At 71.3% G+C, this 16890-nt stretch carries 18 protein-coding genes and 1 riboswitch; of the genes, 8 read left to right on the top strand and 10 right to left on the bottom strand.

All coding sequences use genetic code 11. From position 1 onward, the window contains the following. The first annotated feature begins 1 nt into the window (after position 1). Both IE246_RS26090 and IE246_RS26085 read left to right on the top strand, forming a co-directional pair. Positions 2 to 592 (top strand): putative glycolipid-binding domain-containing protein, encoded by a 591-nt coding sequence (locus IE246_RS26090; RefSeq protein ID WP_189995306.1) that lies wholly within the window; start codon positions 2 to 4, stop codon positions 590 to 592. A gap of 115 nt (positions 593 to 707) precedes the next feature. Beyond that, on the top strand, positions 708 to 1622 hold the full coding sequence (locus IE246_RS26085; protein ID WP_229837516.1) for a DMT family transporter: 915 nt from the start codon (positions 708 to 710) through the stop codon (positions 1620 to 1622). Here the strand turns inward: IE246_RS26085 and IE246_RS26080 are convergent. Continuing rightward, positions 1619 to 2020, bottom strand: a complete 402-nt coding sequence (locus IE246_RS26080; protein ID WP_189995305.1) for a hypothetical protein — start codon at positions 2018 to 2020, stop codon at positions 1619 to 1621. The two genes, IE246_RS26085 and IE246_RS26080, sit on opposite strands and share 4 nt — an antisense overlap. Positions 2021 to 2192: 172 nt before the next feature. Beyond that, positions 2193 to 3176, bottom strand: coding sequence for a DMT family transporter (locus tag IE246_RS26075; protein ID WP_229837515.1), 984 nt, complete (start codon positions 3174 to 3176; stop codon positions 2193 to 2195). A 133-nt stretch (positions 3177 to 3309) separates the two neighbouring features. On the opposite strand from IE246_RS26075, the gene pyk reads away from it, so the two are divergent. Both pyk and IE246_RS26065 read left to right on the top strand, forming a co-directional pair. Next, complete coding sequence (pyk, locus tag IE246_RS26070) at positions 3310 to 4725, top strand: pyruvate kinase (protein WP_189995303.1); 1416 nt, start codon at positions 3310 to 3312, stop codon at positions 4723 to 4725. 247 nt (positions 4726 to 4972) lie between these two features. Beyond that, positions 4973 to 5803, top strand: a complete 831-nt coding sequence (locus IE246_RS26065; protein ID WP_189995302.1) for an isocitrate lyase/PEP mutase family protein — start codon at positions 4973 to 4975, stop codon at positions 5801 to 5803. A 3-nt stretch (positions 5804 to 5806) separates the two neighbouring features. Here IE246_RS26065 and IE246_RS26060 read toward each other — a convergent pair whose 3' ends face one another. From IE246_RS26060 to IE246_RS26040, 5 genes are read right to left on the bottom strand one after another with little or no spacing between them, the layout of a single operon-like run. Continuing rightward, positions 5807 to 6790, bottom strand: a complete 984-nt coding sequence (locus tag IE246_RS26060) for a branched-chain amino acid ABC transporter permease (protein ID WP_189995300.1) — start codon at positions 6788 to 6790, stop codon at positions 5807 to 5809. Positions 6791 to 6794: 4 nt separating this feature from the next. Continuing rightward, a complete protein-coding gene (gene urtB, locus IE246_RS26055; RefSeq protein ID WP_189995298.1) occupies positions 6795 to 7655 on the bottom strand; it encodes an urea ABC transporter permease subunit UrtB in 861 nt (286 codons plus the stop codon). Positions 7656 to 7669: 14 nt separating this feature from the next. Further along, complete coding sequence (locus tag IE246_RS26050; protein ID WP_189995296.1) at positions 7670 to 8371, bottom strand: ABC transporter ATP-binding protein; 702 nt, start codon at positions 8369 to 8371, stop codon at positions 7670 to 7672. Continuing rightward, complete coding sequence (locus tag IE246_RS26045; protein ID WP_229837514.1) at positions 8364 to 9143, bottom strand: ABC transporter ATP-binding protein; 780 nt, start codon at positions 9141 to 9143, stop codon at positions 8364 to 8366. The genes IE246_RS26050 and IE246_RS26045 overlap by 8 nt, the downstream gene beginning before the upstream one ends. Then, complete coding sequence (locus IE246_RS26040) at positions 9134 to 10303, bottom strand: substrate-binding protein (protein WP_189995294.1); 1170 nt, start codon at positions 10301 to 10303, stop codon at positions 9134 to 9136. The genes IE246_RS26045 and IE246_RS26040 overlap by 10 nt, the downstream gene beginning before the upstream one ends. A 141-nt stretch (positions 10304 to 10444) precedes the next feature. On the opposite strand from IE246_RS26040, the gene pncA reads away from it, so the two are divergent. Next, entirely contained in the window at positions 10445 to 11068 is a 624-nt protein-coding gene (pncA, locus tag IE246_RS26035) for a bifunctional nicotinamidase/pyrazinamidase (protein ID WP_189995292.1), read from the top strand. 148 nt (positions 11069 to 11216) lie between these two features. Then, positions 11217 to 11648 carry a hypothetical protein gene (locus IE246_RS26030; RefSeq protein ID WP_189995289.1) on the top strand — a complete coding sequence of 144 codons (432 nt, stop codon included), beginning with the start codon at positions 11217 to 11219 and terminating at the stop codon, positions 11646 to 11648. Between the two features lie 61 nt (positions 11649 to 11709). Here the strand turns inward: IE246_RS26030 and IE246_RS26025 are convergent, their stop codons facing one another. After that, a complete protein-coding gene (locus IE246_RS26025) occupies positions 11710 to 13023 on the bottom strand; it encodes an O-acetylhomoserine aminocarboxypropyltransferase/cysteine synthase family protein (RefSeq protein ID WP_189995287.1) in 1314 nt (437 codons plus the stop codon). 108 nt (positions 13024 to 13131) lie between these two features. Next, positions 13132 to 13210, bottom strand: a riboswitch (SAM riboswitch). Positions 13211 to 13330: 120 nt separating this feature from the next. On the opposite strand from IE246_RS26025, the gene betC reads away from it, so the two are divergent. After that, positions 13331 to 14845 (top strand): choline-sulfatase, encoded by a 1515-nt coding sequence (betC, locus tag IE246_RS26020; protein ID WP_189995286.1) that lies wholly within the window; start codon positions 13331 to 13333, stop codon positions 14843 to 14845. A 187-nt stretch (positions 14846 to 15032) separates the two neighbouring features. Beyond that, positions 15033 to 15638: a uracil-DNA glycosylase family protein gene (locus tag IE246_RS26015; protein ID WP_189995284.1), complete on the top strand. Its 606-nt coding sequence runs from the start codon at positions 15033 to 15035 to the stop codon at positions 15636 to 15638. An 89-nt stretch (positions 15639 to 15727) separates the two neighbouring features. Here the strand turns inward: IE246_RS26015 and IE246_RS26010 are convergent, their stop codons facing one another. Together IE246_RS26010 and IE246_RS26005 are read right to left on the bottom strand one after the other, a co-directional pair. Further along, entirely contained in the window at positions 15728 to 16201 is a 474-nt protein-coding gene (locus tag IE246_RS26010; RefSeq protein ID WP_189995283.1) for a YbaK/EbsC family protein, read from the bottom strand. A gap of 11 nt (positions 16202 to 16212) precedes the next feature. Beyond that, positions 16213 to 16869, bottom strand: a complete 657-nt coding sequence (locus IE246_RS26005) for a glutathione S-transferase family protein (protein WP_189995282.1) — start codon at positions 16867 to 16869, stop codon at positions 16213 to 16215. Between the last annotated feature and the right edge of the window lie 21 nt (positions 16870 to 16890).

Genomic DNA, 16890 nt, shown 5'->3' with positions numbered 1-16890 from the left:
GATGCCGGACACCCGCGAGGTGATGTGGTTCCGCATGGCCGACGGGCCGAGCCTCGAGCAGGCCCGCCTGGAGCGTCAGCCGGACGGCGCGACCTTGTCCGGCACCGTGCTGGCGGCCGAGCGCGGGCGCCCGTTGCGCGTCGACTACGCGGTGACCTGCGACCACCGATGGCGAACCGTCCAGGTGGCGGTCGACCAGTCGTTCGAGGGCGTGCTGCGGTCTCTCCGACTCGGGCATGACGGAGCCGGGGCGTGGACGCTCGACGGCCGGCCGGCGCCGTCGCTCGACGGCTGCATCGACGTCGACCTCGGGGTCTCGCCGATCACCAACGCGCTGCCGGTCAACCGGCTGGCCCTGGCGGTCGGCGAGACCGGGTCGGTGCGCGCCGCCTGGGTCCGGTTCCCGGCCCTGGAGGTGGTTCCGGCCGAGCAGTCCTACGAACGGCTGGGCGCGCGGCTCTATCGCTACCGCAGCCGGACCAGCGGCTTCGCGGCCGAGATCGCGGTCGACGCCGACGGCCTGCCGACCGACTACGCCGACATCTGGCGGCGGGTCGCCGACCGGCCGGGCGGCGGTTCCGGTCGCGGCTGAACCGGGTTCCGGTCGTGCCGATGGGTACCGCGGCGGTCGGCGATCGGCTACAGAGAGCCGGTCAATCGGCGCAACCCACCGCTTGCCGGCCGACGCGGCCGGCCGGGGAGGTATCGTGAGCACCTGGACTTCGCGAGCCGCTGCCGGCGGCCTGCTCGGCAACGCCTATGTCCTGCTGATCCTCACCACCCTCAGCTGGGGCGGCAACGCCGTGGCCGGGCGGCTGGCGGTCGGCGAGATCTCGCCGATGCTGCTCACGACCATGCGCTGGGTCGGCGTGGCCGTCCTGATCCTGCTGTTCGCGCGCCGGAAGGTCGTCGAGGACTGGCCGGCCATGCGACCGCGCGTGTGGTTCCTCGCCGCCCTCGGGGCGCTCGGCTTCACCGGCTTCAACGCGCTGTTCTACCTGGCCGCCCAGTCCACCGTCGCGATCAACATCGGCATCATCCAGGGCGCGATTCCGGTGTTCGTGATGATCGGCGCCTACATCGTCTACCGCACGCCGGTACGGGCGGTGCAGGTAGCCGGCGTCGCCACCACCATGGTCGGGGTGGCCCTTGTGGCGTCGCGCGGCGACCTCAGCAAGCTCACTGCGCTGGCGTTCGCCGACGGCGACCTGCTGATGATTCTCGCCTGCGCGCTGTACGCCGGCTACACCGTTGCCCTGCGGCGCCGGCCGGCGGTCTCGGGGCTGGCGATGTTCTCGGTGCTGGCGGTCGCCGCCCTGATCACCTCGCTGCCGCTGCCGCTGATCGAGGCGGCGTCCGGCACGCTGGTGTGGCCGAGCGCCGTCGGCTGGGGCGTGCTCGCCTACGTGGTGATCTTCCCGTCCTTCGTGGCGCAGATCTGCTTCCTGCGGGCGGTCGACCTGGTCGGGCCGGGACGCGCCGGGCTGTTCGTCAACCTGGTGCCGATCTTCGCCGCCGGGCTCGGCGTGGTGGTACTGGGCGAGCGCTTCGAGCTGTTCCACGCCCTGGCGCTGGTGTTCGTGTTGGGCGGCATCTGGTTGGCCGAACGGCGGCGCGCCTAAGGCTCGGCCACCCAGCGCCTGGCGTCGTCGATGTCGTCGAAGCTCCGGCGTTCCAGGTCCCCGGCCACCCCGCCGGACGACTCCCAGAGCCGCAAAATCAACTGGTCGGACCCGCCGGCGAAGACGGCGGCGATCCGGAACCTCCGGCCGTCCGGCGGGCCGGTCGGCACCCGCTCGGCCTCTTCGTCGTCGTAGGCCCGCAGCCGCGCCATGTCGTCGATGCTGTAGGCGCTGAGGTCGGCGGCGCGCAGGTCCCACAGCAGGCCGCGCATGGTCGACCGGAGGCGGGGCCACGCTATGCGATCCAGGATCGCCACGATGGCGTCCGACACCAGCAGCCCGGTGAACGCGACCTCGACGTGGGCCGGCTGCCGACGGACGGCGAAACTGTACTCCATCTGCGATCCCGCACGGCCCCGTCACAAAGCCGACGTTGCGGCAGTCGACAACCGCAGGTCAAGTGCAGCGCTCGCCGACGCAACCCCGTCTGGTCGTCACCCGCAACGCGGCCCGCCGGTCCTCCGGCACCGCTTCTGCGGGCCGTCAGCGGGGGCTACGAATGCAGCGGGGCTATGAATCCTGCGCCGCGCGCCTGCGGCCGAGTGCGCTCCGGATCTCGTCGAAGAAGATCTCGCCGAGCACGAACCCGGTGACCGCCACGATCGCCAGGATCTGCGTCACCGTGATGTGGCTGCCGAGGATGAAGAACGCCAGCAGCGCGGCGATCACCGGCTTCAGGAAGAACAGGTAGTTGCCGCGCGCCGGGTCCGGCACGTGGCCGAGCCCCCACAGCCACAGGATGAAGCCGATGCAGGTGTTCCAGACGCCGAGCGTGATGAGGGCGCCGGCCTGGCCGGGCGGGCGGTCGAACAGGGTCAGCGGGTTCACCCAGATGCCCCAGGCCAGGCCGCACACGATCCACAGGAACGGCGCCCCGAGCGCGAAGGTGTAGGTGGTCATCCGGATCGCGCCGTAGGTTTTGATGTAGGGCCGCACCAGCACCAGGTAGAACGCGCCGATGAAGGCGCAGCCGAGCGCCAGGAGGACCCCGGGCAGCGAGTTCACGTCGCCGTCGACCTTGTGGATCACACCGTCGGTCAGCAGCAGCAGGCAGCCGAGGAAGGCCCCGATCCCGGACACGATCTTCGGCGCGGTCACCGGCGTGCCCTCGACCAGACGGACCACGAACACCACGAAGATCGGCATGGTGGTCACCAGCGTCGCGACCTGCACCACCGAGGCGTAGTCGAGCGCCCAGTGGAACAGGAACTGCGCGAACGCCATGCCGAAGATCGACAGCCCGATCACCGGCACCGGGTCCTGCCGCAGGGGCGTGATCAGGTCCCGCGTGGCGCTGCGCGACAGCGCCACCAGCAGCAGGGCCAGCCCGCCGAGGGTGAAGCGCCAGACCGACACCTCCGCCCCGGCCAGCCCGGTCAGCTTCACGACGAACTCGCTGGACGCATGGCCGCAGACCCCCGCGAACGCCGCCAGATAGGCCAGCCAGACCATGGTGCGGCTCATGCCGGCACCCGCCGGAGACGAACTGCTCACGATATCCTCCCGATTTTCGTTGCCTAGCAGACTATCCCCTGAGTCGAGCAGCGCAAGGCCGGACCGCCGGTTCGCGAGGTCGTCATCAGATCGTCGCTTACCTCGCCGCCGTTTACCGTTTAGTATCAGCGTTATGAGGCGATACCGCTGCACCAAGATCGTTGCCACCCTCGGCCCGGCCAGTTCCACCGAGGCGAGCATCCGCGCCCTGTTCGAGGCCGGGGTGGACGTATTCCGGTTCAACTTCAGCCACGGCTCGCATGCCGACCACCAGGCGCGCTTCGACATCGTGCGCCGGCTGGAGGCGGAGGCCGGTCGGCCGATCTCGGTCATGGCCGACCTGCAGGGCCCGAAGCTGCGGGTCGGAACCTTTCCGGACGGCCCGATCAAGCTGGCCGCCGGGGGGCGGTTCCGGCTGGAGCTGAAGCAGGCCCCCGGCACGGCCGAGCGGGCGACCCTGCCGCACCCGGAGATCTTCGCGGCGCTCGAACCCGGCACCGACCTGCTGCTCGACGACGGCAAGGTGCGGCTGCGGGTCGTCAAGTGCGGCAAGGACTTCGCCGACACCGAGGTGATCACCGGCGGGCCGCTGTCCGACCGCAAGGGCGTCAACGTCCCGAATGCGGTGCTGCCGCTGTCGGCGCTGACCGACAAGGACCGTACCGACCTGCGGTTCGCGCTCGACATGGGGGCCGACTGGATCGCGCTCAGCTTCGTGCAGCGCCCCGAGGACGTCGCCGAGGCGCGCCGCCTGATCGCCGGCCGGGCGGCCGTGCTGGTGAAGCTGGAGAAGCCGGCCGCCATCGACCAGCTCGAACCGATCGTCGAGATCGCCGACGCCGTGATGGTCGCCCGCGGCGACCTCGGGGTCGAGCTGCCGCCGGAACGGGTGCCGCCGCTGCAGAAGCGGATCGTCCGGACCTGCCGGGCGATGGGCAAGCCGGTGATCGTCGCCACCCAGATGCTGGACTCCATGGTCGCCGCCCCGGCCCCGACCCGGGCCGAGGCGTCGGACGTGGCGACCGCGGTCTACGATTCCGCCGACGCCGTGATGCTGTCGGCCGAGACCGCGTCGGGCCAGTACCCGGTCGAGGCGGTGGCGATGATGAACAAGATCATCACCAACGTGGAGAGCGACTCCTACTACCTCGCCCATGCCCATGCCGAGCACCCGGCGCCCGAGGGCACCGTGTCGGACGCCATCACCCTGGCCGCGCGCGAGGTCGCCGAGTCGATCAGGGCGCGCTGCATCATCACCTACACGACCTCGGGCTCGACCACGATCCGGGCCTCGCGCGAGCGGCCGAAGGTGCCGATCCTATGCATCACCTCGAGCTTGGCGACCGCCCGGCGCCTCGCCATGGCCTGGGGCGTGCACGCGGTCCACATGCCGGAGGAGCAGCGGTTCTCCGCCGTCGTCCAGCGCGCCACCGAGATCGCCAAGCGCGAGGAGTACGGCAGCAGCGGCGACAAGGTGGTGATCACCGCCGGCGTCCCGATGGGCACGCCGGGCTCGACCAACGTGCTGCGGGTCGAGCGGATTCCGTAAGGGAAGCTCGAGCCGACCTCGGCCGGTAGGTCCCGGATGCACTCCGCCTTGCGGCGGCCCGCTCCGGGATGAGGGAAACAGATCGGCCTCATCGCGGCCGGAGCGGCGAAGCCGCGGAGAGCCGGGACCCATGGCGCGACGGGCGACTCCGGCTGGCCCCATGCCCCCTTCAAATAGTGGCTCTACGGCCGGCCGGTCACTCTCCGCATTGTGCGCGCCAACCAACCCGTGCCGTGGAGGATCCGCCATGCCCGCAACCGTCGCCGAGAAGCGCGCCGCCTTCCGCCGCCTGCACGACAGCGGCTGCTTCGTCATTCCGAACCCGTGGGACGTCGGCTCGGCGATCATGCTGCAGCGGCTCGGCTTCAAGGCGCTGGCCTCGACCAGCGCCGGCATGGCCTGGGCGATGGGCCGGCCCGACAACGGGGTGACCCGCGACGACGTGCTGGCTCACCTTCAGGCGATCGTCGAGGCCACCGACCTGCCGGTCAACGCCGACTACGAGAACGCCTTCGCCGACGATCCCGACGGGGTGGCGACCAACATCGCGGCCGCCGCCGACACCGGCATCGCCGGCGTGTCGGTCGAGGATTCCACCGGCAACCCGGACGCCCCGCTGTACGACTTCGACCTGGCGGTCGCCCGCGTCGCCGCCGCCCGTGCGGCGATCGACCGGACCGGCAGCGGCGTGCTGCTGACCGCCCGCTCGGAGGGCTTCATCGCCGGTCGACCGGACCTGGACGAAACGGTGCGCCGGCTCAAGGCGTTCGCCGAGGCCGGCGCCGACTGCCTGTACGCCCCCGGGATCGGCGACGACGCCCAGATCGGCACCGTGGTGCAGGCGGTGGCGCCGAAGCCGGTGAACGTGCTGACCCTCGGCCGGCCGGTCGCGGAGCTGGCCGCGCTGGGCGCCCGGCGGATCAGCGTCGGCGGCTCGCTCGCCCGTGCCGCCTATGGCGAGTTCCTGCGGGCCGCCCGCGGCATTGCCGACGAAGGCAGCTTCGCGGCCTTCAAGAACGCCGCCGCGAGCCGCGAGCTCAACGGCTTCTTCGCCGACCGTAAGGAAGGCCGCGGCTGAATTCTAGCGGCCGCGCTGGCGGGCGATCCGGTACACCGCCTCGCCGACGATCCCGCGCGGCAGCAGCACCACGACGGCCATGAAGATCAGCCCGACCACCAGCGGCCACCACGCCTCCAGGCTGCTGGAGAACTGGCTGTCCAGCAGCCGCAGCGCGATCACGCCGACGGCCGCCGAGACCAGCTCGCCGCGGCCGCCGAGCGCCACCCAGATCAGCGCCTCGGCCGACAGCGAGAAGCCGATCAGCGCCGGCGAGGCGAAGCCGAACTGCACCACGAACAGCGCGCCGGCCAGCCCGGCGACCGCGCCCGACAGGGCGAAGGCCCGGCGCTTCAGGGCACCGGTGTCGTAGCCGAGCGCGCGGGCCCTGAGCTCGTTCTCGCGCAGCGCCGCCAGCGCCAGCCCGCGGTCCGAGCGCTGGTAGGCGGTGAGCCCGGCGACCGTCGCCGCCAGCACCCCGAGCATGACGTAGAACAGCGGTACCGGCTCCCACAGCTCGGCGCCGTCGCCGTTCGGCCCGAGGGTGATCGGCGGCACGTTCATCAGCCCGTTCAGCCCGCCGAGCCAGTCCCAGTTGATCGCCAGCCGTTCGAACACCACCGCTAGCGCCAGGGTGACGATCCCGAAGAACGCGCCGTGCAGGCCGCGGCCGGCGAAGGTGAACCAGCCGATGGTCCAGGCGGTCGCCCCCGAGGCGATCACCGCGAACACCAGGCCGAGCCAGGTCGAGCGCACCGCCTCCAGCCCGGGCAGCATGCCGAGGGTCAGGGTCCCCATGGCGTAGGCGCCGATCCCGAAGAACACGCCGTGCCCCAGGCTGAGCAGCCCGCAATGCCCCCAGGCGAAGGCCAGGGCGACCGCCAGCAGCGCGTAGCTCAGATACATCGCCAAGTCGCCGACCAGCCAGGACGGCGCGACCGCCGGCAGCGCCAGCAGGACCGCCAGGGCGAGCAACCCGACCAGGTCGACGGTGCGCCACGACCGCATGCCGTCAGGACTCCCGCCGCCGCCGGGCGATCAGCCCGGTCGGGCGCAGCCGGATCACCAGGATGGCCGCCACGAACACCGCGAGCTGCGCCCACACCGGCGACGCCACCGCGGCGGTCAGGCTGTCGAGTCCGCCGATCCCGGCCGCCCCGACCAGCGGCCCGGCGATCGAGCCGAGGCCGCCGACCAGGATCGCCAGGAACGCCGGCACCAGCCAGCCGAGGCCGGCCTGCGGGTCGACCGCTATCAGCGGCGCCATCGCCGCGCCGGCCAGCCCGGCCAGCCCGGCCCCGACCGCGAAGGTCCAGCGGTCGAGCCGCCGCGTGTCGATGCCGAGGCACGAGGCCATCGCCCGGTTGGCGATCACCGCCCGGGCGGCCAGGCCGAAGCGGGTCCGGAAGAACAGCGCGAAGGTGGCGGCGATGGCCGTCAGGCTGATCGCCATCACCACCAGCCGGTACACCGGGTACGGGCTGCCGGCGATCGTCACCGCGCCGAGATCCGGCGGCACCACCGAGTGCGAGCCGGGACCGTACAGCAGCACCGCCGCCTGCCGCAGCACCAGCGACAGCCCCCAGGTCGCCAGGATGGTGTCGAGCAGGCGGGTGTAGGTGTGCCGAACCAGCACCTCCTCGGCCACCAGCCCGACCAGGGCGACCGCCGGCGGCGCCAGCGCCAGGCCGACCCAGAACGGTAGCCCGGCCTGGCCGGCCGCCAGCACCACGTAGGCGCCGAGCATCAGGAACTCGCCATGGGCCAGGTTGATGACGTTCATCAGCCCGAACACGATCGCCAGGCCGAGCGCCACCAGCATCAGGATCAGCACCGCGTTGGCGCCGTCGAGGAGCAGGGTCGCCAGATGCATCGCAGCCGCCTCCGCTACAGCACCAGGTGGGCGTCCAGCCGGGACGGATCGGCCCGCAGGGCGTCGCCGCCCTCCTCCGCCACTACGCGGCCCCGGTCCATGAACACGACGCGCCCGGCGAGCCGCAGGGCCAGGTCGACGTTCTGCTCGACCAGCACCACCGCCATGCCTTCGGCCGCCGCCACCGCGGCCAGGGCGTCGGCCATCTCAATCACCACCGAGGGCTGCACCCCCTCGGATGGCTCGTCGAGCAGCAGCAGGCGGGGCCGGGCCATCAGGGCCCGGGCGATGGCGAGCTGCTGCTGCTGCCCGCCGGACAGCCGTCCGGCCGGCTCGCGCCGGCGCTCCGCCAGAGCCGGAAACAACTCGTAGCCGCGCCCGGCATCGGCCGCCGCCAAGTCGCCGAGGATCAGGTTCTCCTCCACCGTCAGGTCGGCGAACACCTCGCGGCCCTGCGGCACATAGGCGATGCCGGCGCGCGCGATCCGAAACGGCGGCAGCCCGTCGATCCGCGCGCCGTCGAGCCGGATCGTGCCGCCGCGCGGGCGCAGCAGCCCCATGACCGTCTTCAGCAGGGTGGTCTTGCCGACGCCGTTGCGGCCCATCAGCGCCACCGGCTCACCCGGGCCGACGGTCAGGTCGAGGCCGTGCAGCACCATGCCGCCGCCGTAGCCGGCGGTCAGCCCGGCGATCTCCAGCAGCGTTCCGTCAGCCATGAGCGACGGCTCCTGCCTTGCCGAAATACGCCGCCCGCACCGCCGGGTCGGCCCGCACTGCGGCGTAGTCGCCATGGGCCACGATCCGCCCGGCGATCATCACCGCCACCGGTGCCGACAGGGTTTCGACCACCGCCATGTCGTGCTCGATCACGATCGCCGCCGTCCCGGTCTGGTCGCGCAGCCGCCGGATCAGCCGGACCGTCGACTCGCTCTCCGCCCGGGTCATGCCGGCGGTCGGCTCGTCGAGCAGCAGCAGGCGCGGCCCGGCCGCCACCACCATCGCCAGCTCCAGCCACTGCTTGGCACCGTGCGCCAGCTCGCCGGCCGCGGTTTCGGCATTCGCCTCCAGGTCGACCAGCCGCAGCAGAGCATCGGGGTCGAGCCGACGAGCCCCGCGGCGGGCCGCCGGGGCGGCCAGTGCGGTCCGCAGGTTCTCCGCGACGCTCAGCGCCGGGAACACCGACGGCACCTGGAACTTGCGCACGATCCCGGCCTCGGCGACCCGGTGCGGCGGCAGGCCGGCGAGATCCCTTCCCTCGAACCGGATCCGGCCGGCGGTCGGGGCGAGCTGGCCGGTCAGCAGGTTGAACAGGGTGGTCTTGCCGCAGCCGTTCGGCCCGATGATCGACAGCAGCTCGCCGGCGCCCAGCATCAGGTCGACGCCGTCGACCGCCCGGACCCCGCCGAATGCCCGGACCAGCCCGGCGACCTCGAGAAACCCGCTCCCCGGATGATCGGCCGCCGGGATTGCCCGGTCGCTCAGGAGCACCCCGCGTTCGGCGCGATCACGCCGAGCTGGTCGACCACGACCAGCCCCTCGCCCTCGGTCTTGGCCAGGAACATCGGCATGCTGACGTGGTGGTCCTTGGCGCCGATGCTGATCGGGCCGACCGAGGTTCCGAAGGAGAGGCCCTCAAGGCCGTCGACCAGCGCCTCGCGGTCGACCTTGCCGACCTTCTCCAGCGCGTCCTTCACCGCCTTCAGCGCGGTGTGGTGGGTGTAGGCGTAGTGCGACACCGGCACCGGCCCGCCGGCGGCCGCGGTGGCGCGCTGCACGAAGTCGTGCACCGCCGGATTGTCGAGACTGGCGGCGAACGGCACGGTCACCCACATGTTCTGGCCTTTACCGGGGCCGAAGGCGCCGAGATAGGTCTCGGCGAAGCCGAGGAACGCCACCGTGACATCCTTCATCAGGCCGAGGTCCTCGGCCTGCTTGATGAAGGTGATGCCGTCGGCACCCGGCAGCGCGAACACCAGCACCTTGGCGCCGGACTCCTTGATCCGGCGGATCACCGGCGCGAAGTCCTTGACGCCCCACGGCGTGAACTCGGTGCCGGCGACGGTACCGCCCATGCCCTCGACCAGGGTCTTGGCGGTGGCGAACATCTTCTGCGGCCAGACGTAGTCGGCGCCGAACATGTAGAAGCTGGTGCCGGCCTTCTGCTTCATCACCGGCAGCAGCTTCTCCAGCTCCTGGTTCGGCACGGTGTTGAAGGCGAACAGGTAGCGGTCGCAGCCGCCGCCCTCGTAGTTGGTGGCGTACAGCAGCGGCACCTTCGACCGGCTCATGGTCGGCATCATGGCGTCGCGGGCGTTCGAGGTGATCGGCCCGGTGATCGCCAGCACCTGGTCGCGCCGGATCAGCGAGGTCGCGCGCTCGACCGAGGTCTTCGGATCGGTCTTGTTGTCCTCGTACAGCAGCTCGACCGGCCGGCCGAGGATGCCGCCGGCGCCGTTGATCTCGGCCAGCGCCAGGTCGAGGCCGAGCTTGGCCTGGTTGCCGAACAGTTCGAGCCCGCCGGAGAACGGCAGCACCGCGCCGATCCTGATCGGCTCGGCGGCCCGCACAGCCGGCATCGGCAGCCCTGCGGCGACCGCGGCCACCGCGGTTCCCGCCTTCAGTACGTCGCGACGTGTCAGCTTCGTCATGAGTCCCGCCTTCCCCTGTTGCGCCCGCCGGCCGGTGGGGTTTCCTCCGAAGATTCCGCTTCCGCGGTTGAAATGTCGTGGTTAATGAAAACGATAGACCCGCGCGCCCGGCGCCACAACGGCAATCGCAGGAGATCCCCCATGGCCGCCCGAGAGACCGACATGCTGATCGTCGTCGACGTGCAGAACGATTTCTGCCCGGGCGGTGCGCTGGCGGTGCCGGACGGTGACGCGGTGGTGCCGGTGGTCAATCGGCTGTCGGAGCGCTTCGCCCACCGCATCCTCACCCAGGACTGGCACCCGGCCGGCCACTCGTCGTTCGCCAGCTCGCATCCCGGCAAGGCGCCGTTCGAGACGGTCGAGATGCCGTACGGCACCCAGGTGCTGTGGCCGGACCACTGCGTGCAGGGCACCGGCGGCGCCGCCTTCCACCGCGACCTAGCGCTGGACGGCGCCGAGCTGATCGTCCGCAAGGGCTTCCGGGCGGCGATCGACTCCTACTCGGCCTTCTTCGAGAACGACCGCACGACCCCGACCGGCCTTGCCGGCTACCTGCGCGACCGCGGCTTCGAGAGCGTGGTGCTGGTCGGGCTGGCGACCGATTTCTGCGTCGCCTACTCGGCCCTCGACGCCCGCCGGCTCGGCTTCACCACTACCGTGGTCACCGACGGCTGCCGGGCGATCGACCTGAACGGCTCGCTCGAAGCGGCGATGAAGGAGATGGCGACCGCCGGAGTGGAGTTTGTGGCCGCCGCGACAATGTAGCGCGGTACCCCCCAGGGTCGAGAAGCACCATATACTCGTCTAATTTGGGTAGCGGCGCTCCGAGTATCGCGGTGCCGCCCCAGCCACAATGCCGGGCCCCGCAATCCAGGTGGACGCTCGCCTATGAGGGGGACCTGTGATGCCGTGCGTGCTCCTGCTTTTCGAGACCCAGCACTCCCGCCTGCTGGAATCGGCCCAGACACTGGCCGTCACCGCCGCGACGGACCGGTCAGAATGGCCCGATCGCCTGCATCGGTTCCGGCGAGCCCTCGTCCATCACGACCGGATGGAGCGCGAGGTGCTCGGGGAACTCGGCGTCCGGGCGGCGCCCGACGAACTGAGCGCGTCATTCGATCTGGTCATGGCGGCGGAGGGCGGGCCGACCGCCGGTAGGGTCGCCAAGGCGGCCCGCAAGGTCGCCCGGATCATCGAGGATCATGCCCTCGCCCAAGAAACCGGCGTGTTTCCGGCCTTGAGCGAGCGCCATCCGCTGCGGCTGCGCCACCAGCTCGGCGGCCGCTACTTCCTGAGCGGCGAGAACCGGTGGGACGCCGCGGACGCGCCACCGGCGGCCGCCTGATCGTCGTCGACCGGCGGCTGCCGCACGCGCCCCGCCGGTCGACGTCTCTCGTTCGACAACCCTACTCCGCCGCCGCCCTGGCGGTACCGGCATCGAGCGCCTGGCCGAGGTCGGCCAAGATGTCCTCGATGTTCTCGATCCCGACCGACAATCGGACGTAGCCGTCCGACACGCCGGTGGCGAGCTGGTCCTCCGGCGACAGCTGGCTGTGCGTGGTCGAGGCCGGGTGGATGGCCAGCGACCGCGCGTCGCCGATGTTGGCGACGTGGTAGAACAGCTTCAGCCGGTCGATGAAGCCGCGACCGGCGTCCTTGCCCCCCTTGATCTCGAAGCCGACCAGCCCGCCGTAGCCGCCCTTCAGGTAAGCGTCGGCGCGCCGCCTCGCCTCGCCGTCCTGGAGGCCCGGGTAGATCACCCGCTCGACCGACGGGTGGCCCTGCAGGAAGTCGGCGACCTTGGCCGCGTTCTCGGAATGCGCCTTGATCCGCAGCGCCAGCGTCTCCAGCCCCTGGATGGTCTGGAAGGCGTTGAACGGGCTCTGCGCCGAGCCGAGGTCGCGCAGCAGGGTGGTGCGTGCCTTGATGATGTAGGCGACCGGGCCGAGCGGCTTGACCGCCTCGGTCCACACCGCCCCGTGATAGCTCGGGTCCGGGGTGTTCAGGGCCGGCTGCCGCTCCTTGAAGTCCTCCCACGGGAAGTTGCCGCCGTCGACGATCAGCCCGCCGATCGAGGTGCCGTGGCCGCCGATGTACTTGGTGGTCGAGTACACGATCACCGCGGCACCGTGGTCGAACGGCCGGCACAGCAGCGGGGCGGCGGTGTTGTCGACGATCAGCGGGATGCCGAAGCCGCGGCCGAGATCGGCCACCTCCCGGATCGGGAACACCTGCAGCTTCGGGTTCGGCAGGGTTTCGGCGTAGTAGGCGCGGGTCCGCTTGTCGGTGGCGCGGGCGAAGTTCTCCGGATCGGCCGGGTCGACGAACCGGACCTCGATGCCCTGATCCTTCAGGGTGTTGGCGAACAGGTTCCAGGTCCCGCCGTACAGGTCGGTGGAGCTGACGACGTTGTCGCCGGCCTTCGCCAGGTTCTGGATCGCGAAGGCGCTGGCGGCCTGCCCCGACGCGACGGCGAGCGCACCGACGCCGCCCTCGATCGCCGCGATGCGCTGCTCCAGCACGTCGCAGGTCGGGTTCATGATGCGGGTGTAGATGTTGCCCAGTTCCTTCAGCGCAAACAGGTTCGCGGCGTGCTCGGTGTCACGGAACTGGTACGACGTGGTCTGGTAGATCGGCACCGCCACGGCGCCGGTGGCGGGATCGGCCCGGTAGCCGGCGTGCAGGGCGAGGGTCTCGGGGTTCTTCGACTGGGTGGACATCGGTCGCTCCGTTTTAGCGGTTCAGGGGACCAAACACGGCCGCCGCGCGGAAAGGCCGGAGCCCGCAAGCCGAGCGGGCAACAAAAAACCCGCCACGAGCTCGCGGCGGGTTCCGACCCGACCGCCGCTTTAGCTGCATTTGTAACGCGCCCGCAAGCTGGAGGCTCAAATCGGCGCGGTGCGACGAGGGAACAACGAGGGGGCGGCGATGTCAAGCAGCCGGTCGGGAACCGGCGGCCGTCGCCCTTGGGACAGCTTCTCCATGCACCGGATCCAAGCTGCCCGCAGTCACGACGGAGAACCCGCCATGCCCCGCCCCAACATCCTGATCCTGATGGTCGACCAGCTGAACGGCACGCTGTTCCCGGATGGCCCGGCCGGCTTCCTGCACGCGCCGCATCTGCGGGCGCTGGCGGAGCGCTCGACCCGGTTCGCCAACGCCTACACCGCGAGCCCGCTGTGCGCGCCGGGCCGGGCGTCGTTCATGAGCGGGCAGCTGCCGTCGCGCACCCGGGTCTACGACAACGCCGCCGAGTTCGCGTCCGACATCCCGACCTACGCCCACCACCTCAGGCGCGCCGGCTACCGGACCTGCCTGTCCGGCAAGATGCACTTCGTCGGCCCGGACCAGTTGCACGGCTTCGAGGAGCGGCTGACCACCGACATCTACCCGGCCGATTTCGGCTGGACCCCGGACTACCGAAAGCCCGGCGAGCGGATCGACTGGTGGTATCACAACCTCGGCTCGGTCACCGGCGCCGGCACCGCCGAGATCAGCAACCAGATGGAGTACGACGACGAGGTCGCCTACCACGCCGAGCGCAAGCTGTACGACCTGGCGCGCGGCCAGGACCCGCGGCCCTGGTGCCTGACCGTCAGCTTCACCCACCCGCACGATCCCTATGTGGCGCGCCGGCGGTTCTGGGACCTGTATGCCGACTGTCCCGAGCTGGAGCCGACGGTCCCGGTGATCGCCTACGAGGACCAGGACCCGCACTCGCAGCGCCTGTACCTGGCCAGCGACTACAAGACGTTCGACATCACGCCCGAGGACGTGCGCCGGTCGCGGCGCGCCTACTACGCCAACATCTCCTACCTGGACGAGAAGATCGGGGCCCTGCTCGACGTGCTCGAGCGCTGCCGGATGCGCGAGAACACGGTCGTGGTGTTCCTGTCCGACCACGGCGACATGCTCGGCGAGCGCGGGCTGTGGTTCAAGATGAGCTTCTTCGAGGGCTCGTCCCGGGTACCGCTGATGGTCGCCGCGCCCGGCCTGCCCGCGGGCCGGATCGACGCCCCGGTCTCGACCCTCGACGTGGTGCCGACCCTGGCCGGGCTCGCCGGCATCGACCTCGGCGAGGTGCTGCCCTGGACCGACGGCCACGACCTGGCGCCGGTGGCCGGGGGCGGCGAGCGCGGCGCGCCGGTGCTGATGGAGTACGCCGCCGAGGGCTCCTACGCGCCGATGGTGTCGATCCGCGAGGGCCGCTGGAAGTACAACCACTGCGACCTGGATCCGCCGCAGCTGTTCGACCTCGACGCCGATCCGCGCGAGCTCATCGACCTGGCCGCCGATCCCGCCCATGCGGACACCGCCGCGGCGTTCGCCGCCCGGGTTCGCGAACGCTGGGATACCGCCCGGTTCGACGCCGAGGTCCGGCAGAGCCAGGCCCGCCGCCAGGTGGTCTACGAGGCGCTGCGCAACGGCTCGTACTACCCCTGGGACTACCAGCCGCTGCAACGGGCTTCCGAGCGCTATATGCGTAACCACATGGACCTGAACGTCCTTGAGGAGAACCAGCGCTTCCCGCGCGGGGAATGACCGCTCCGGCACAACCCTTGGGTCCCGGAGCGGTGGGTGGGTCCCGGAGCCAGGCGCTCGCGCGCCTTCTCCGGGATGACGGAGAAGGAAAGTGACCGATGCCATTCCCGTCGTCATCCCGGAGGGGCCGCACGAGCGGCCGGCTCCGGGACCCACGCAGCGACGGGGGTGCGGCGAAGGCCCGGCAATGGAGCGAACAGTGAGCCTGGACGAGCTGCTGACCCGCATCCGGGCCTGCCGGCTGTGCGACGAACACCTGCCGCTCGGGCCCCGCCCGGTGCTGGTGGTGCGGCCGACCGCCCGCATCCTCATCGTCGGCCAGGCGCCGGGTACCAGGGTGCACGAGACCGGTATCCCGTGGAACGACCGCTCCGGCGACCGGCTGCGCGAGTGGATGGGGGTCGACCGCGAGACCTTCTACGACGCCGCACGCGTCGCCATCGTGCCGATGGGGTTCTGCTATCCGGGGGTGCTGCCGAACGGCGGCGACGCGCCGCCGCGCCCGGAATGCGCCGCCACATGGCACGACCCGGTGCTCGAGCACCTGGCGAACGTCGAGCTGATCGTGCTGGCCGGCATGTACGCCCAGGCGCGCTACCTCGGGAAGGCCCGCAAGCGGACCCTGACCGAGACCGTGGCGGCGTGGCGCGAGTACGGCCCGCGCTTCATGCCGCTGCCGCACCCGTCCTGGCGGTCGATGAACATCGAGCGCAAGAACCCGTGGCTGCGCGAAGAACTGATTCCGGAGTTGCGAAGCCGGGTGGCGGCACTACTCGGTAGTGACGGCGGCTGACGGCCGTGGGTCCCGGGTCTCGCTACGCTCGCCCGGGATGAGGAAACGAGGGGTGCCGCCGCTCCGCGACGAACCGGGACCCATGGCCGTCAGGCCGCGAACGCCGTCAGCCGCGGCGCGGCGGCCTTCAGGTAGTCGGCCAGCGGCATGAAGATCGAGCGGTCGAGACGGGCGGCGTTGAAGCAGACCTCCTGGTTGCCCTGGATCGCCGGGTCGGCGACCAGCGGCATCGCCGGGTCGAAGCTGAACGGCGGCACCGAGCCCATGACGCAGCCGGTCAGGCGCTGAGCGTCCTCGGGGGCGGCGAACCGCACCTTCCTGGCGCCGAACGCCCGGGCCAACGCCTCGAAGTCGACCCGCCGGTCGCCCGGCAGCACCGCCAGGCCGAAGTCGGCGGCGCCTCCCTTGAGCGCCACCACCATCGCCTTCAGGGCCTGGGAGGGGTGGTTCCCGCGGATCACGCTGATCTCCTCGGAGCGACCCTCGGCCTCGTGCTCGACGATCCGGTAGGCGGCACCGGCCGCGTCGAGATGCGCCACCAGCCGGGCGTGACTGTCGGTCATCGGGGTATCCATCACTCGATCTCCACCACCCAGGGTTCGCGCACCGCCTCGGCTTCCCACTCGCGGACATGCGGGTGGGCCACCACGGCCTCGGTGTAGGGGGCCAGGTCCTCCGGAACAAGGACAAGGTAGCTGCGGAAACGGGCCGCCACCGGCGCGAAGAAGATGTCGGCCGCCGACCAGTCGCCGAACAGGAACGGCCCGCCATGGCGGGCGAGGCAGCGACGCCACAACGCGAACACCCGGTCGATGTCCGCCTGGACGCCGGGCCGTCCCTGGCGGCCATCGATGCGCTCGCGGATCGCCATCGGCATGTGGGTGCGCAGCGCCGTGAACCCGGAATGCATCTCCGCCACCACCGCCCGCGCCTCGGCCCGGAGATCCGGGTCGGTCGGCCACAGCCCGGCCTCCGGCGCCCGCTCGGCCGCGTGCTCGAGGATCGCCAGGCTGTCCCAGACCACGAGGTCGCCTCCTGGGCCGTCGCGCCGCAGGACCGGGACGCGCGCCGGGGCGTCGGAGAACGCCGCCATCCGGGCGGCGGTGTCGTCGCGGAACAGCGGCACCACTTCGACCTCGAACGGCAGCCCGGACAGGCGCATCGCCAGCCAGCCGCGCAGCGACCAGGAGGAATGATTGCGGTTGCCGATCAGCAGTCGGTAGCGGTCCATGACGGCCTCTCCGGAGGTTGA

This window comes from Thalassobaculum fulvum (assembly GCF_014652915.1).
Taxonomy (GTDB): Bacteria; Pseudomonadota; Alphaproteobacteria; order Thalassobaculales; family Thalassobaculaceae; genus Thalassobaculum_A; species Thalassobaculum_A fulvum.
Note: the sequence above shows the minus strand (reverse complement) of the source record. Positions and strands in the feature narration are given on the sequence as shown.

Coding starts and splice junctions, on each gene's coding strand:
- IE246_RS26090 (WP_189995306.1), top strand. CDS start 2: ATGCCGGACACCCGCGAGGTGATGTGGTTCCGCATGGCCGACGGGCCG.
- IE246_RS26080 (WP_189995305.1), bottom strand. CDS start 2,020: ATGGAGTACAGTTTCGCCGTCCGTCGGCAGCCGGCCCACGTCGAGGTC.
- pyk (WP_189995303.1), top strand. CDS start 3,310: ATGAGGCGATACCGCTGCACCAAGATCGTTGCCACCCTCGGCCCGGCC.
- IE246_RS26065 (WP_189995302.1), top strand. CDS start 4,973: ATGCCCGCAACCGTCGCCGAGAAGCGCGCCGCCTTCCGCCGCCTGCAC.
- IE246_RS26060 (WP_189995300.1), bottom strand. CDS start 6,790: ATGCGGTCGTGGCGCACCGTCGACCTGGTCGGGTTGCTCGCCCTGGCG.
- urtB (WP_189995298.1), bottom strand. CDS start 7,655: ATGCATCTGGCGACCCTGCTCCTCGACGGCGCCAACGCGGTGCTGATC.
- IE246_RS26050 (WP_189995296.1), bottom strand. CDS start 8,371: ATGGCTGACGGAACGCTGCTGGAGATCGCCGGGCTGACCGCCGGCTAC.
- IE246_RS26040 (WP_189995294.1), bottom strand. CDS start 10,303: ATGACGAAGCTGACACGTCGCGACGTACTGAAGGCGGGAACCGCGGTG.
- pncA (WP_189995292.1), top strand. CDS start 10,445: ATGGCCGCCCGAGAGACCGACATGCTGATCGTCGTCGACGTGCAGAAC.
- IE246_RS26025 (WP_189995287.1), bottom strand. CDS start 13,023: ATGTCCACCCAGTCGAAGAACCCCGAGACCCTCGCCCTGCACGCCGGC.
- betC (WP_189995286.1), top strand. CDS start 13,331: ATGCCCCGCCCCAACATCCTGATCCTGATGGTCGACCAGCTGAACGGC.
- IE246_RS26015 (WP_189995284.1), top strand. CDS start 15,033: ATGGAGCGAACAGTGAGCCTGGACGAGCTGCTGACCCGCATCCGGGCC.
- IE246_RS26010 (WP_189995283.1), bottom strand. CDS start 16,201: ATGACCGACAGTCACGCCCGGCTGGTGGCGCATCTCGACGCGGCCGGT.
- IE246_RS26005 (WP_189995282.1), bottom strand. CDS start 16,869: ATGGACCGCTACCGACTGCTGATCGGCAACCGCAATCATTCCTCCTGG.